This window comes from Sphingomonas sp. NY01, from assembly GCF_038809135.1.
Lineage (GTDB): Bacteria > Pseudomonadota > Alphaproteobacteria > Sphingomonadales > Sphingomonadaceae > Sphingomonas > Sphingomonas carotinifaciens.
This window is the reverse complement of the sequence record NZ_CP101722.1, coordinates 959,823-973,430: the sequence shown is the minus strand read 5'-3', so window position 1 is coordinate 973,430 and position 13,608 is coordinate 959,823. Positions and strand designations below refer to the sequence as shown.

Genomic DNA, 13,608 nt, shown 5'->3' with positions numbered 1-13,608 from the left:
GATGGACCTCAACTAAACTTGAACTGCCGGCCTATGGCACTGTGCAGCAAGGCATTCTCATGGATGAACGCTTGAAGATATTGATGTAGCCCGGATGCGATCACTTCGCCCGACCGCGTCTTTGCGACGCGGCTGGCACGCAGCCGCGCCATCCGGTCCGCCTCGCCATGCTGGCCGGTGCGCCGCGCCAGCATGCCCAGCACGTCCACCGTTTCCTCCACCGACGCCGCCAGGCTGCGCGGCAGTTCGGACCGGGCGATCAGCAGGTCGATGACGTTGGCCGGCTCCAGCCCGTCCGAATACAGCCAGCGATAGGCGGTCACCGCCGACACCGTCTGCAGCAACGTCGTCCACTGGTCGCGATCGACCACGCCGCCCACCCGCTCACCGGCCGGCAGCAGGATATGGTATTTCACGTCGAGCAGCCGCGCGGTATTGTCCGCGCGTTCCACCGCCTGCCCCAGCCGGATGAACCACGTCGTCTGGTTGCGCAGCATCCGGTGCACCGCGCCTTCGAAGCCGCGGGTCTCGTTCTTCACCGCCTCGACGAGGTTCAGCACTTCGGTCGGGGTGTCGGCCGCCGGCCGGCTCTCGAACACCAGCCATGCCCGGTTGATCCCGGTCCACGCCTCGCGGGTCAGCGCGGTGCGCACCGCCCGCGCGTTGTTGCGGGCCATGTCCAGACAGCGGACCAGCGATCCCGGATGGCTGGAATCCACCGTCAGGAAGCGGCCGACATCGCGCCGGCGCAGTTCGCGTCCGCCCGCGGCATAGGCCTCGGTCGTCTCGGTCACGGTCAGCGCGGTATTCCACGCCGCCAGCCCGGCGGAGCGCGGCGACAGCACGTCCAGCCGCACCGTCGCCTCCACCAGCCGCGCGATGAAGTCCGCCCGCTCGCAATATCGCCCCAGCCAGTAGAGCGAGGATGCCGTCCGGCTCAGCATGCGCGCGATCCCGCAGCGCACGGCGTCGGTCGCCGCACCGTCATGACCGGCGTTCCTGACCCGAAGTCTGGCCCTGACCCTGGCTTTGCGTCATGCCCCCCATGGTCTGCTCCTGCACCCCTTCCAGCATCTGGCCCTGCCGCATGCCGGCATCGTCCATCAGCACGAAACTGTCCTTGGTGCCGCCGCCCTGGCTCGAATTGACCACCAACGATCCCTCGCGCAGCGCCACGCGGGTCAGGCCGCCGGGCACCACCTGCACGCCCTTCGATCCGGTCAGCACGAACGGACGGAAATCCACGTGCCGCGGCGCCAGCCCGCTGTCCGCCAGCGTCGGCACCGTCGACAGCGCCAGCGTCGGTTGCGCGATATAGCGTTCCGGCTGCGCGATCAGCGCGGCGCGGAACGCCTCGATCTCTGCCCGGCTCGCGGTCGGGCCGACCAGCATGCCATATCCGCCCGAACCATCGACCAGCTTGACCACCAGTTCGTCCAGATGGTCGAGCGTGTAGCGCAGCGCCTCCGGCTCGCGGCACCGCCACGTCTCGACATTGGGCAGCTTTGGCTCGCTTCCCGAATAGAAACGCACGATCTCGGGCATGTAGCTGTAGATCGCCTTGTCGTCGGCGATGCCGTTACCCGGTGCGTTCAGGATGGCGACGTTGCCCGCGGCATAGGCGGCAATCAGGCCCGGCACGCCCAGCATCGAATCGGGACGGAATACCAGTGGGTCCAGGTAATCGTCATCCACCCGGCGATAGATCACGTCCACCTTCACCCGGCCGGCAATGGTGCGCATCCATACGATGTCGTCGTCGACCACCAGGTCCGCCGCCTCGACCAGTTCGACGCCCATCGAATCGGCCAGGAAGCTGTGCTCGTAATAGGCGGAATTATAATGCCCCGGCGTCAGCACCACGCAGACGGGATTGCCCACCCCGTGCGGCGCGACCGACTTCATCGTCTGCAACAACTTGTCCGGGTAACTGTCCACTGCCGCCACGCGGAACTGGCGGAACAGCTCGGGACACAGCCGCAGCATCGCCTCGCGATTTTCCAGCATGTAGCTGACGCCGGACGGCGTGCGGGCATTGTCCTCCAGCACGAAGAAGTCGTCCGGGCCGGTGCGCACCAGATCGATGCCGCAGATATGCGCCCACACGTCGTGCGGCGGCCGCATGCCGGCGATTTCGGGCCGGAACTGTGCATTGCCGAAGATCAGGTCGGGCGGCAGCACGCCTTCCTTCAGGATGCGGCGCTCGCCATAGATGTCGTTCAGAAAGGCGTTGATCGCCTCCACCCGCTGCACCAGCCCTTCGGACAGGCGCGTCCATTCGTCCGCCAGGAACACGCGCGGCACGATGTCGAACGGAATGATCCGCTCGGCCGCATCGCTTTCGCCGTAGACCGCAAAGGTGATGCCCAGTTGCCGGAACGTCGCCTCCGCCGATTGCTGGCGGCGACGCAACTCATGGTCGGGCGTTCGCTCCAACCATTGTCCAAGTGCAGTCAGTTCGGCACGCGGCGGCGGTCCGCCGGCCGTTCCCATGATCTCGTCGAAGGCCTGTCGCTTCCCCATCAACCTCGATACGCTCCCCCGGTCGCCCCGGTTCCATGCTGTAGTGCATATCGGTCGGGAACAAGCATCATTTCGGCTGTGACACGGCTTTTCAGCGGTTCAGCGCCTCCAGCATCGCCGGCGTCAGCACTTGGGGCAGCACGCGCGGCCCCGCCGCGCCCGGCGCGTAGTACAGGTACAGCGGCACCCCTGCGCGATTGTGCCGCTCGATGAAGCGGCCCAGCACGGGATCGCCATCCGTCCAGTCGCCGACCAGCACCGCCACCTTGTTGCGGCGAAAGGCATCGCGCACCGACTGCCGCTCGATCGCCGCCGCCTCGTTCACCTTGCACGTCACGCACCAGTCGGCGGTGAAATAGGCAAAGACCGGGCGTCCCTGCGCCCGCAGGCCGGCCAGCTTGGCCTCGCTGAAGGCGTCGCCGCGATCGGCCTGCCCGCCCGCCGCCGCCGGCTGCACCACCGCGACCAGCGCCACCGCCGCCACCAGCGCCGGCAGCGCGGGCAGCCAGGCGCGCTCCGCACCCCCCGCCTGCCGCCGCCCCGTCCACCACAAGCCGAAGCTCGCCACCAGCACCGACGCCAGCCCCAGCGTCATCCCCGACACTCCAGCCTGCCGCCCCAGCACCCATGCCAGCGCCAGCGCCGTCACGAACATCGGCACCGACAGCACCCGCCGCATCGTCGCCATCCACGGCCCCGGCCGCGGCAACCGCGCGCGCAAGGGAGGCACGAACCCGATCAACAGGAAGGGCAACGCGATCCCCAGCCCCAGCCCCGCGAACACCAGCAGCGCCGCCCCGGTCGGCAGCACCAGCGCCGCCCCCAGCGCCGCCCCCATGAACGGCCCCGTACACGGCGTCGCCACGAACGCCGCCAGCGCCCCCGTCGCAAACGCCCCCGCATGCCCCGACCGCCCCGCAAATGCCGGCGTCGGCAGTTCGAACAACCCCGCCAGATTGAACGCGATCCCCGCCACCAGCAGCAGCAGCACGCCGATCACGCGCGGATCCTGCAACTGGAATGCCCAGCCCATCGTCGCGCCCCCCGCGCGCAGGGCGAGCAGGGCGGCACCCAGCCCGACGCACACCAGCACCACGCCCGCGCTATAGGCCAGCGCCTCGCTGCGTGCCGCGGCCGGGGTCGCGCCGCCGCGCGCCAGGCTCAGCGCCTTCAAGCTCAGGATCGGGAAGACGCACGGCATGACGTTCAGGATCACGCCACCCAGCACCGCCCCCAGCAGCGCCAGCAGGGCCGTGCGCCACGCCCCGTCACCCGTGACGCCCGCCACCGCACCGGGTATTGCGGTCAGCGCCAGCCCACGCCCCTTGTCGGTCGCCAGCACGCCCGCGATCGCGCCGCGCACCGGCACCGCCGCCGCACCGGTCTCGACGATCAGCACATCCCCATCGCGCCGCACCGTCTGCGGCGCGGCATGCGCCAGGACACCGGGCGCGGCGGGGTAGAAATAGACGTCGCCGATCTCCGCCGCCGCCGGCAGCGGAACCGCCAGCCGAAAGCGCCCGTCCGCCACCTGATAGGTCGCCTGCGACCCCAGCGGCCGCGGCAGCGCCGCCCGCCACGCATCGAACCGCGCCAGCGACCCCGCCTCGACCGCGCCATCGCCCACGATCAGCGCCGTCGACAGCATCTGGCTTTCCGGCACGCAGATGCGGTCGGTGCATACCAGGTAATCCGCCTTCACCTTTACCGGCAAACGCGTGCCCGGCACCGCATCCCGCGGGATCGACACATCGGCCAGCAGCGCGAACGGCGCCTCGTAGACATAGTTCATCAGGCCGGAGATCAGCAGCCGCCCTGGCACCGGATAACGAAGCGGCCCCGCGGTCACCCCCGGCGGCAGCGTCCAGTTCAGGCTGGTGCCCAGCCCCGCATCCCCGCCATGGCTCCAATAGGCATGCCAGCCGGGCTGCGGCACCGCCGAAAAAGCCAGGGTCACCCTGCCCCCCGGCGCCGGAGCGGCCGTTTCCGGGATCAGCGTCATGCGGACATGCGGCGCAGGCAGACTGGCCGGGTCGGCATTGCCCTGCGCGCCCGCGCCCTTTGCGACGAACAGCAGCACCAGCGTCATCATCATGTAAAGCCAGTGCCGCATCGAAACCTTGCCTCTGTCGCGTTCCCCGTCCCATAGCGGGGGCGCCCCATCTATGCATCAAGGTTCCCGATGAAATCCTTTCTCGCCATGCTGCTCGCCTCCACGCTGGCCGTGGGCACCCCCGCCGCCGCGCAGCAGGCGCCCGCCCCGACCCCCGCGCCTTTCCCGGCCGCCAGGCCGAAACTGATCGTCGCCATCTCGGTGGACCAGTTCGCCGCCGACCTGTTCCAGCAATATCGCAACCGCTTCACCGGCGGCTTCGCGCGGCTGCTGTCGGGCGGTGTCTTCCCCTCGGGCTATCAGAGCCATGCCGCGACCGAAACGTGCCCGGGGCACTCCACCATCCTCACCGGCTTTCGCCCGGCGCATACCGGCATCATCGCCAACAACTGGATCGACCAGCGGGTCGGCCGCCCGGACAAGATCGTCTATTGCTCGGAGGACGAGAATGTCCCCGGCTCCAGCCATGACAGCTACACCGTGTCGGACAAGCATCTGAAGGTGCCGACACTCGGCGAGCGGATGAAGAATGCCGATCCGCGCACCCGCGTCGTCTCGGTCGCGGGCAAGGACCGCGCGGCGGTGATGATGGGCGGCCACAAGGTCGACGAGCTCTGGTGGTGGGACGGCAAGACCTATGTCTCCTATGCCGGCCGCGCGGTGCCCCCGGTGGTGCAGCGCACCCGCGATGCGGTCGCCGCCCTGCTCGCCAAGCCGCAGGAGGCGCTGCCCCTGCCCGGCTGGTGCAAGCCGCTCGACCGCCCGATCGCCGTCGGCAACCAGGTGATCGGCCAGGGTCGCTTCCAGCGCGCGGCGGGTGATCTCAAGGCGTTTCGTGCATCCCCCGCGTCCGACGCCGCGGTGTTCGCGATGGCCGCCGGGCTGGTGCAGGACATGAAGCTGGGTCAGGGGCCGCAGACCGACATCATCTCGATCGGCGCCTCCGCCACCGACTATATCGGCCATTCGCTGGGCACCCAGGGCACCGAGATGTGCATCCAGATGAACGAGCTGGACCAGACGCTCGACGGCTTTTTCGCCGTGCTCGACCAGACCGGTGTCGATTACGAAGTGGTGCTGACCGCAGACCACGGCGCGCACGACATGACCGAGCGCCAGATCGAACGCGCGATGCCGATGGAAACGCATGTCGATCCGCAGTGGCAGGCCAAGACCGTCGGTGCCGCGATCGGGCAGGCCATGGGGCTGAAGGGGCCGGTGCTGCTCGGCTCGGACGGCGACATCTATGTCGATGCCGATCTGCCCGCCGCCACCCGCGCCAGGGTGTTGGCGGAGGCGAAGCGCCGCTACCTCGCCATGCCGCAGGTCGCCGCCGCCTTCACCCGCGCCGAGATCGCCGCGCAGGCCTGGCCGACCAGCCCCCCCGAAACCTGGACCCTGCTGGAGCGCGCCCGCTCCTCCTACGATCCCGAGCGGTCGGGCGACCTGCTTGTCCTGCTCAAGCCGCGGGTCACCACGATCGAGAAGGCCGCCCCCGGCTATGTCGAAACGCATGGCAGCCCGTGGGACTATGACCGCCGCGTGCCGATCCTGTTCTGGCGCCGCGGCATGACCGGCTTCGAACAGCCGCTATCGGTGGAAACGGTGGACATCGCCCCCACCCTCGCCGCGACGATCGGCCTGCCGGTATCGGGTCTCGACGGTCGCTGCCTGGACCTGGACTCCGGCCCCGCCGACACCTGCCGAAGGTAACTTTCACCCTCTCCCCTCCGGGGAGAGGGAGGGGACCCTCACCACCATTGCCCCCCGCCCCCGACCTTCGCTAACCAGCGAAAAAATCGGGGGGTATCAACCATCATGCACATGACGCCGACGGAGATATTCCTCCTCGCGATCCTTATCATCTTTACCGGCCCCTATCTGGTCTGGCGACTGGGCCGTACCGATTACTGGGCGCCGCTCGTCGTCGTGCAGATCATCGGCGGCGTGCTGCTCGGGCCGGGCGTGCTGGGCGCGATCTTCCCAGGCTACTACGCCTTCGTGTTCGCCGGGCCGACGATCACCGCGCTGAACGGCATCGCCTGGTGGGCGGTGATGCTGTTCGTCTGGATCGCCGGGCTGGAACTGGATGTGGGCGAGGCGTGGCGCCGCCGCCGGGAGACCGGGATCACCGCCGGCCTCGCCCTCGGCGTACCGCTGATCGCCGGCAGTCTTGCCGCGCTCGCGATGCTGCGCTTCCCCGGCTGGCGCGGCGCGGACGGCGCGGACTGGCAGGTGGTGCTCGGCATCGGCATGGCATGTGCCGTCACCGCGCTGCCCATCCTCGTCCTGTTGATGGAAAAGCTCGCCATCCTGCGCGCGCCGCTCGGCCAGCGGGTGCTGCGCTATGCCAGTCTCGACGACATCGCCATCTGGGGCGTTCTCGCGCTCATCCTGCTCGATTGGGAACGCGTGACGCGACAGGCCGGCTTCCTTGTCGGCTTCGCCGTCGCCACCTGGGCGATCCGCCGCCTGCTGCGCGCCATTCCGGAAAACGACCGCTGGTATGTCGGGCTCATCTGGCTGGCCGCCTGCGGCTTTGCGGCCGACTGGGCGGGCCTGCACTTCATGGTCGGCGCGTTCCTGGCCGGCGCCGTCCTCGACGCGCACTGGTTCGGCGAGGCGCGCATGGACCGGTTCCGCCAGACGATCCTGATGGGCATCATGCCCGTCTATTTCCTGTCGACCGGCCTCAAGACCCAGTGGGGCGTCGGCGGTGCCGCGGTGTTCGCCGCCGCCGCACTGCTGCTCATCGCCTCGGTCGGCGGCAAGCTGGCGGGCGTCGCCATGGCCGGCCGCATCCTGAACTGGCCGAAGGGCGATGCCAAGGCGATCGGCTGGCTGCTTCAGACCAAGGCGCTGATCATGATCATCTTCGCCAACATCCTGCTCGACAAGCACATCATCACCAACGAGACCTTCACGGCCCTGTTGCTGATGGCGGTCGCCAGCACGATGCTGACCATCCCCAAGGTCGCTCCGATGCTGAAACGCGACCCCGCGCTGGTGAAGCGCGGCTTCTGATCCCCGCCCAGATTGCCCCGACGCCGGGGATGGCGGCCCCGGCAGGACCCCAACCTGCAAAATGGCTGTTCCCCTCTCCTTGCAAAGAGAGGGGACCGGCTCAATCCAGGTTCGGGCGCAGCCAGCGCGTTGCCTGTGCAACGTCCACGCCGCGCCGCGCTGCATAATCGGCGACCTGATCCTCGCCGATCCGCGCCACGCCGAAATATTCCGCCTGCGCATGCCCGAAATAGAAGCCGCTGACCGCCGCGGTCGGCAGCATCGCGAAGCTCTCGGTCAATTCGATGCCCACCGCATCTTCCGCGCCCAGCAGGTCGAACAGCGTGCGCTTCAGGCTATGCTCGGGGCAGGCCGGATAGCCCGGCGCCGGGCGGATGCCGCGATACTGCTCGCGGATCAGCGCCTCGTTGGTCAGCTGCTCGCCCTCGGCATAGCCCCACAACACGGTGCGGACATGCGCGTGCAGCGCCTCCGCGAACGCCTCCGCCAGCCGGTCGGCCAGCGCCTTGAGCAGGATGTCGTTATAATCGTCCACATCCGCCTTGAACCGCGCCAGATGCGGCTCGATGCCGTGAATGGCGACCGCGAAGCCACCCATCCAGTCGCCTGCGGGGTCGATGAAATCGGCCAGGCACATATTGGCCCGCCCCTCGCGCTTGGCGATCTGCTGGCGCAGGAACGGCAGCCGCGTGCCTTCGTCCAGCACCACATCGTCGCCGTCGCGCCGGCAGGGCCACAGCGCGGCCACGCCCCTGGCGGTCAGCCACTTCTCCGCGATAATTCGGTCGAGCATGGCCTGCGCATCGGCATGGAGCGACCGTGCGCTTTCCCCCACCACCGCGTCGTCCAGGATCGCCGGGAAATTGCCCGCCAGTTCCCACGCGCGGAAAAAGGGCGTCCAGTCGATATGATGCCGCAGGTCCTCCAGCGACCAGTCGTCGAAGACGTGCAGGCCCGGCTGCTTCGGCGCGCTGGCCTTCAGCATCATGTCCGCGGTGAAGCCGCGCGCCCGCGCCTCGGCCAGGGGCAGCAGGTCGTTCTGCCCCTTGCCGGCCCGCGCATCGCGCACCTTCTGATATTCCGCGGCGATCCCGGCGACATAGCCTTCCGCCTGCGTGTCGGAGACCAGCGTGGTCGCGACGCCCACCGCCCGGCTCGCGTCCAGCACGTGCACCACCGGCCCCTCATAGGCGGGCGCGATGCGCAGCGCGGTGTGCACCTTGGACGTGGTGGCGCCGCCGATCAGCAGCGGCATCGTCATGTTGGCGCGCTGCATCTCCTCGGCCACCGTTACCATCTCGTCCAGCGAGGGGGTGATGAGGCCGGACAGGCCGATCATGTCCGCGTCGTTCTCGTTGGCGGCCTCCAGGATCTTGGCCCAGGGTACCATGACGCCCAGGTCCACCACCTCGAATCCGTTGCACTGGAGCACGACGCCGACGATGTTCTTGCCGATATCGTGCACGTCGCCCTTGACGGTCGCCATGATGACGCGGCCCTTGCCCTTGGCGCCCGGCTCCTTGGCGGCCTCGATGAAGGGCAGCAGGTGCGCCACCGCCTTCTTCATCACGCGCGCGGACTTCACCACCTGCGGCAGGAACATCTTGCCCGAACCGAACAGGTCGCCGACGACGTTCATCCCGTCCATCAACGGCCCCTCGATCACCTCGATCGGCCGCCCGCCGCGCTCGGCGACCGCCGCACGCAACTCCTCGGTATCGTCCACGACATGCGCGTCGATGCCCTTGACCAGCGCATATTCCAGCCGCTTGGTCACCTCCAGCCCGCGCCACTCGGCGGCCTGCTTCTCCGCCACCGCATCGGTACCCCGGAATTTTTCCGCCAGCGCGACCAGCCGGTCGCCGGCCTCCGGATCGCGGTTCAGGATCACGTCCTCGCAGGCGGTGCGCAGTTCGGGGTCGATCGTGTCATACACGTCGAGCTGCCCGGCATTGACGATCCCCATGTCCATGCCCGCCGGGATCGCATGGTAGAGGAAGATCGAGTGCATCGCCCGGCGCACCGGCTCGTTGCCGCGGAAGCTGAACGACAGGTTCGACAGCCCGCCCGAGATGTGGACGTGCGGGCAGCGCGCCTTGATCTCGCGGCACGCCTCGATGAAGTCGACGCCGTAGTTGTTGTGCTCCTCGATCCCGGTCGCCACCGCAAAGACATTGGGGTCGAAGATGATGTCCTCGGGCGGGAAGCCGATGCCTGTCAGCAGGTCATAGGCCCGGACGCAGATCTCGACCTTGCGCTCCTTGGTGTCGGCCTGCCCCACCTCGTCGAACGCCATGACGACCACCGCCGCGCCGTACGCCATGCACAGCCGCGCGTGATGGAGGAATTGCTCCTCGCCCTCCTTCATGCTGATCGAATTGACGATCGGCTTGCCCGAGACGCATTTCAGCCCCGCCTCGATCACGCTCCATTTCGAGCTGTCGATCATGATCGGCACCCGCGCGATATCGGGTTCGGCCGCGATCAGCTTGAGAAAGGTCGTCATGGCATATTCGGCGTCGAGCAGCCCTTCGTCCATGTTGACGTCGACCACCTGCGCGCCATTCTCCACCTGGCTGCGCGCCACCTCGACCGCGCGGGCATAGTCGCCGGCCATGATGAGCTTCTTGAACGCCGCGGATCCCGTGACGTTGGTCCGCTCGCCGACATTCACGAATTGGGTGGAGGAATTGGTGGTCATGATGTTCTTTTCTAAGCCCTCTCCCCTCCGGGGAGAGGGTTGGGTGAGGGGTAGGTGTCTCACTGAGCGAAGCGCTGCTGGGCAGCCTTCACCAGCCCTCCCCCCGAGGGAGAGAGGGCTGAAAGGGTCACGCCGCCATCGTGAACGGCTCCAGCCCGGCCAATCGCGTCCGTACCGGCGGCGTCGGGATGCGGCGCGGCGCCACGCCCTGCACACGCTCGGCGATCGCCCGGATATGCGCCGGCGTCGATCCGCAGCATCCGCCCAGCACGTTCACCTGCCCCGCGCCCGCCCATTCATGCACTAGCCCGGCCGTCGTCGCCGGCGCCTCGTCATAGGCGCCCAGTTCGTTGGGCAGCCCGGCATTGGGATAGACCATGATCAGCGTGTCGCAGATTTCCGACAGCGTCTTCACGTGCGGCCGCAACTGTTCGGCGCCGAACGAGCAGTTCAGCCCGATCGTCACCGGCCGGGCGTGGCGCACCGCATGCCAGAACGCCTCCACGGTATGGCCCGACAGGTTGCGCCCTGACAGGTCGGTCAGCGTCATCGACAGCATGACGGGCACGTCCCGGCCCAGATCGCGCGCCGCGTCGCTCGCCGCCATGATCCCCGCCTTGGCGTTCAGCGTGTCGAACACCGTCTCGATCAGGATGAAGTCCGCGCCCCCTTCTAGCAGCGCATCGATCTGCTCCCGGTACACGCCCTTCAGATAATCGAAATCGATCTCCCGATATCCCGGATCGTTGACGTCGGGCGACAGCGACAGCGTCTTGTTCGTCGGCCCGATCGCCCCCGCCACGAAGCGCGGACGGCCATCCTTCGCCTGGAACTCGTCGGCGAGGCGGCGCGCCAACCTGGCGCTCTCGACGTTGATCTCGCGCACCAGATGCTCGGCACCGTAATCGGCCTGGCTGATCCGGTTGGCGGAAAAGGTGTTGGTCTCGGCGATATCGGCGCCCGCCTCGAAATAGGCGCGGTGGATCGCCTCGGGCACCTCGGGCTTGGTCAGCGCCAGTATGTCGTTGTTGCCCTTCTGGTCATGGCCCAGGCCCAGCGTCCCGGCATAATCCGCCTCGGACAGCTTCCAGTTCTGGATCTCGGTGCCGAATGCGCCATCGGTGATCAGGATGCGCTTGGCCGCCTCGGCGAAGAAAGTGTCTCGGATCGTCATGTCACCACCTGATCCTCCCCGGCACGGGGAGGGGGACCGCTCGCCAGAGCGGTGGAGGGGGCTCTCCACAAAAGTCTCGGCTGGTGGAGAGCCCCCTCCACCAGCCTCTGGCTGGTTCCCCTCCCCGTATCGGGGAGGATCCGATCAGGCCGCCGCCACCACGGCCTGCGGCTTGGCGCGCACGCCCAGCATGTGGCAGATTGCAAAGGCCAATTCGGCACGGTTCAGCGTGTAGAAGTGGAAGCTCTTCACGCCGCCCGCATACAGCCTGCGGCACATCTCGGCGGCGATCGTCGCCGCCACCAGTTGCCGTGCGGCGGGATGATCGTCCAGCCCCTCGAACAATCGGTCCATCCAGTCCGGGATCGCCGCCCCGCACAGCCCGGCGAACTTGCGCGTCTGCGCCACGTTCGACACCGGCAGGATGCCCGGCACGATCTCGGCGGTGATCCCCGCTGCCGCCACCGCGTCGCGAAAGCGGAAGAATGCCTCTGGCGAGAAGAAGAACTGGGTGATCGCCCGCGTCGCGCCGGCATCCAGCTTGCGCTTCAGATTGTCGATATCGCCCACCGTATCCACCGACTCCGGGTGGCATTCCGGATAGGCCGCTACCGAGATTTCGAACGGGTGCCGCTTGGCCAGTCCCGCCACCAGATCGGCCGCATTGGCGTATCCGCCCGGATGGCTGGCGAACTTGGCGCCCATGGTCGGCGGATCGCCGCGCAGCGCCACGATATGGCGCACGCCCGCCGCCCAGTAATCCTCGGCGACCTGATCGATCTCCTCGCGCGTCGCCTCCACGCAGGTCAGGTGCGCCGCCGCCGCCAGCGAGGTTTCCCGCTGGATGCGCGCCACCGTCGCATGCGTCCGCTCGCGCGTCGATCCGCCCGCTCCGTAGGTCACCGATACGAAGCGCGGGCCCAGCGGCTCCAGCGTGCGGATCGCGTCCCACAACTGCGCGTCCATCTTCTCCGTCTTGGGCGGAAAGAACTCGAAGCTCACCTCCATGTCGCCGCCGACATCGGCGAACAGCGGCGCTTCCAGCGCACGGCGCGCTTCTTCAAGCTGGGGAACGGAAATCGTCGTCATGCCGCTTTCACCATGTTGGAGTCGACCGGGCGCAGGCCTTTCAGCCCCTGTTTGGTGCCCAGCCACAATTTCACCGTCAGCGTACCGCCGCCCAGCGTTTCGATCTGCGTCATGCGCAGGCCCGCATTGGCGAACCAGCCCGCAATCTGCTCGTCGGCAAAACCCAGTCGGGTATGCGCGTCGCGCGCGCGCAGGTCCTCGCGGTCATGCGGCGCGAAGTCGGCGATCAGCAACCGCCCGCCCGTCGCCAGCACGCGCGCGGCCTCGGCGATCGCCGCGCCCGGCTGTTGCGCGAAATGCAGCACATGGTGCAGGATCGCGACGTTCGCCGCGCCGTCCGCCATGGGCAGCGCATACAGGTCCGCCTGGCGCAATTCGGTGTTCGGCCGGTCGTGCAGCTTGGCGCGCGCCAGCCGCAGCATCTCCGACGACCGGTCGATGCCCAGCGCCGCGTCCGCCTGCTCGCCGAACACCTCCAGCATCCGGCCCGTACCCGTGCCGATATCGATCAGCGTGCCGATCGATCCCTGCCCCAGCAGCGCGGCCATCGCCGCCTCGACCTCGCTCTCGGCGACGTGCAGCGAGCGGATCGCGTCCCATTCGGCGGCATGATCCTCGAACCAGGTCGCGGCCGATGCCGCGCGGTCCGCACGCACCGCCGCCAGCCGGGCCGCGTCCGCCACCGCCCAGTGATCGGGCTCGTGCACCGACCATTGGTCCAGCGCCGCCACGATCGGCGCCACCGCCTCGCGCGCGCCCAGCGCGACGAATACCCAGCTGCCTTCCTTGCGCCGCTCCGCCAGCCGTGCATCGACCAGGATCTTCACATGCCGCGACACGCGCGGCTGGCTTTGCCCCAGCACCTGCGCCAGTTCGCCGACCGACAGCTCCATCGTGCGCAGCAACGCCAGGATGCGCAGCCGCGTCGGGTCGCCAAGGGCACGGAAAATGTCGAGCGCCATCGCCATGGATCGACATATAAAG

The 13,608-nt window shown here is 68.3% G+C and carries 9 protein-coding genes; 2 read left to right on the top strand and 7 right to left on the bottom strand.

Annotated features, from left to right (window positions below; all coding sequences use genetic code 11):
- Positions 1-8: 8 nt before the first annotated feature.
- The 3 genes from NPJ82_RS04800 to NPJ82_RS04790 form a co-directional block, all read right to left on the bottom strand.
- Positions 9-944 carry an alpha-E domain-containing protein gene (locus tag NPJ82_RS04800; RefSeq protein ID WP_342658521.1) on the bottom strand — a complete coding sequence of 312 codons (936 nt, stop codon included), beginning with the start codon at positions 942-944 and terminating at the stop codon, positions 9-11.
- 40 nt (positions 945-984) lie between these two features.
- Complete coding sequence (locus NPJ82_RS04795) at positions 985-2,523, bottom strand: circularly permuted type 2 ATP-grasp protein (RefSeq protein WP_342658520.1); 1,539 nt, start codon at positions 2,521-2,523, stop codon at positions 985-987.
- A gap of 91 nt (positions 2,524-2,614) precedes the next feature.
- Positions 2,615-4,636, bottom strand: a complete 2,022-nt coding sequence (locus NPJ82_RS04790; RefSeq protein ID WP_342658519.1) for a thioredoxin family protein — start codon at positions 4,634-4,636, stop codon at positions 2,615-2,617.
- A 69-nt stretch (positions 4,637-4,705) separates the two neighbouring features.
- Between NPJ82_RS04790 and NPJ82_RS04785 the strand changes: the two genes are divergently transcribed.
- Positions 4,706-6,349 (top strand): alkaline phosphatase family protein, encoded by a 1,644-nt coding sequence (locus NPJ82_RS04785; RefSeq protein ID WP_342658518.1) that lies wholly within the window; start codon positions 4,706-4,708, stop codon positions 6,347-6,349.
- Positions 6,350-6,454: 105 nt separating this feature from the next.
- The gene (locus tag NPJ82_RS04780) at positions 6,455-7,660 is read left to right on the top strand and encodes a cation:proton antiporter (RefSeq protein WP_342658517.1); all 1,206 of its coding nucleotides are present in this window, start codon (positions 6,455-6,457) and stop codon (positions 7,658-7,660) included.
- 100 nt (positions 7,661-7,760) lie between these two features.
- On the opposite strand, the gene metH is transcribed toward NPJ82_RS04780, so the two are convergent.
- The 4 genes from metH to NPJ82_RS04760 form a co-directional block, all read right to left on the bottom strand.
- Complete coding sequence (gene metH / locus NPJ82_RS04775) at positions 7,761-10,361, bottom strand: methionine synthase (protein WP_342658516.1); 2,601 nt, start codon at positions 10,359-10,361, stop codon at positions 7,761-7,763.
- 127 nt (positions 10,362-10,488) lie between these two features.
- Complete coding sequence (locus tag NPJ82_RS04770; protein ID WP_112383396.1) at positions 10,489-11,535, bottom strand: homocysteine S-methyltransferase family protein; 1,047 nt, start codon at positions 11,533-11,535, stop codon at positions 10,489-10,491.
- Positions 11,536-11,679: 144 nt separating this feature from the next.
- The gene (gene metF / locus NPJ82_RS04765) at positions 11,680-12,624 is read right to left on the bottom strand and encodes a methylenetetrahydrofolate reductase [NAD(P)H] (RefSeq protein WP_342658515.1); all 945 of its coding nucleotides are present in this window, start codon (positions 12,622-12,624) and stop codon (positions 11,680-11,682) included.
- A complete protein-coding gene (locus tag NPJ82_RS04760; protein WP_342658514.1) occupies positions 12,621-13,592 on the bottom strand; it encodes a metalloregulator ArsR/SmtB family transcription factor in 972 nt (323 codons plus the stop codon). The genes metF and NPJ82_RS04760 overlap by 4 nt, the downstream gene beginning before the upstream one ends.
- Between the last annotated feature and the right edge of the window lie 16 nt (positions 13,593-13,608).

What these genes read in the sequence shown, in the direction of transcription:
- NPJ82_RS04800 (WP_342658521.1), bottom strand. Translation starts at nt 944, where the DNA reads ATGCTGAGCCGGACGGCATCCTCGCTCTACTGGCTGGGGCGATATTGC.
- NPJ82_RS04795 (WP_342658520.1), bottom strand. Translation starts at nt 2,523, where the DNA reads ATGGGGAAGCGACAGGCCTTCGACGAGATCATGGGAACGGCCGGCGGA.
- NPJ82_RS04790 (WP_342658519.1), bottom strand. Translation starts at nt 4,636, where the DNA reads ATGCGGCACTGGCTTTACATGATGATGACGCTGGTGCTGCTGTTCGTC.
- NPJ82_RS04785 (WP_342658518.1), top strand. Translation starts at nt 4,706, where the DNA reads ATGAAATCCTTTCTCGCCATGCTGCTCGCCTCCACGCTGGCCGTGGGC.
- NPJ82_RS04780 (WP_342658517.1), top strand. Translation starts at nt 6,455, where the DNA reads ATGCACATGACGCCGACGGAGATATTCCTCCTCGCGATCCTTATCATC.
- metH (WP_342658516.1), bottom strand. Translation starts at nt 10,361, where the DNA reads ATGACCACCAATTCCTCCACCCAATTCGTGAATGTCGGCGAGCGGACC.
- NPJ82_RS04770 (WP_112383396.1), bottom strand. Translation starts at nt 11,535, where the DNA reads ATGACGATCCGAGACACTTTCTTCGCCGAGGCGGCCAAGCGCATCCTG.
- metF (WP_342658515.1), bottom strand. Translation starts at nt 12,624, where the DNA reads ATGACGACGATTTCCGTTCCCCAGCTTGAAGAAGCGCGCCGTGCGCTG.
- NPJ82_RS04760 (WP_342658514.1), bottom strand. Translation starts at nt 13,592, where the DNA reads ATGGCGATGGCGCTCGACATTTTCCGTGCCCTTGGCGACCCGACGCGG.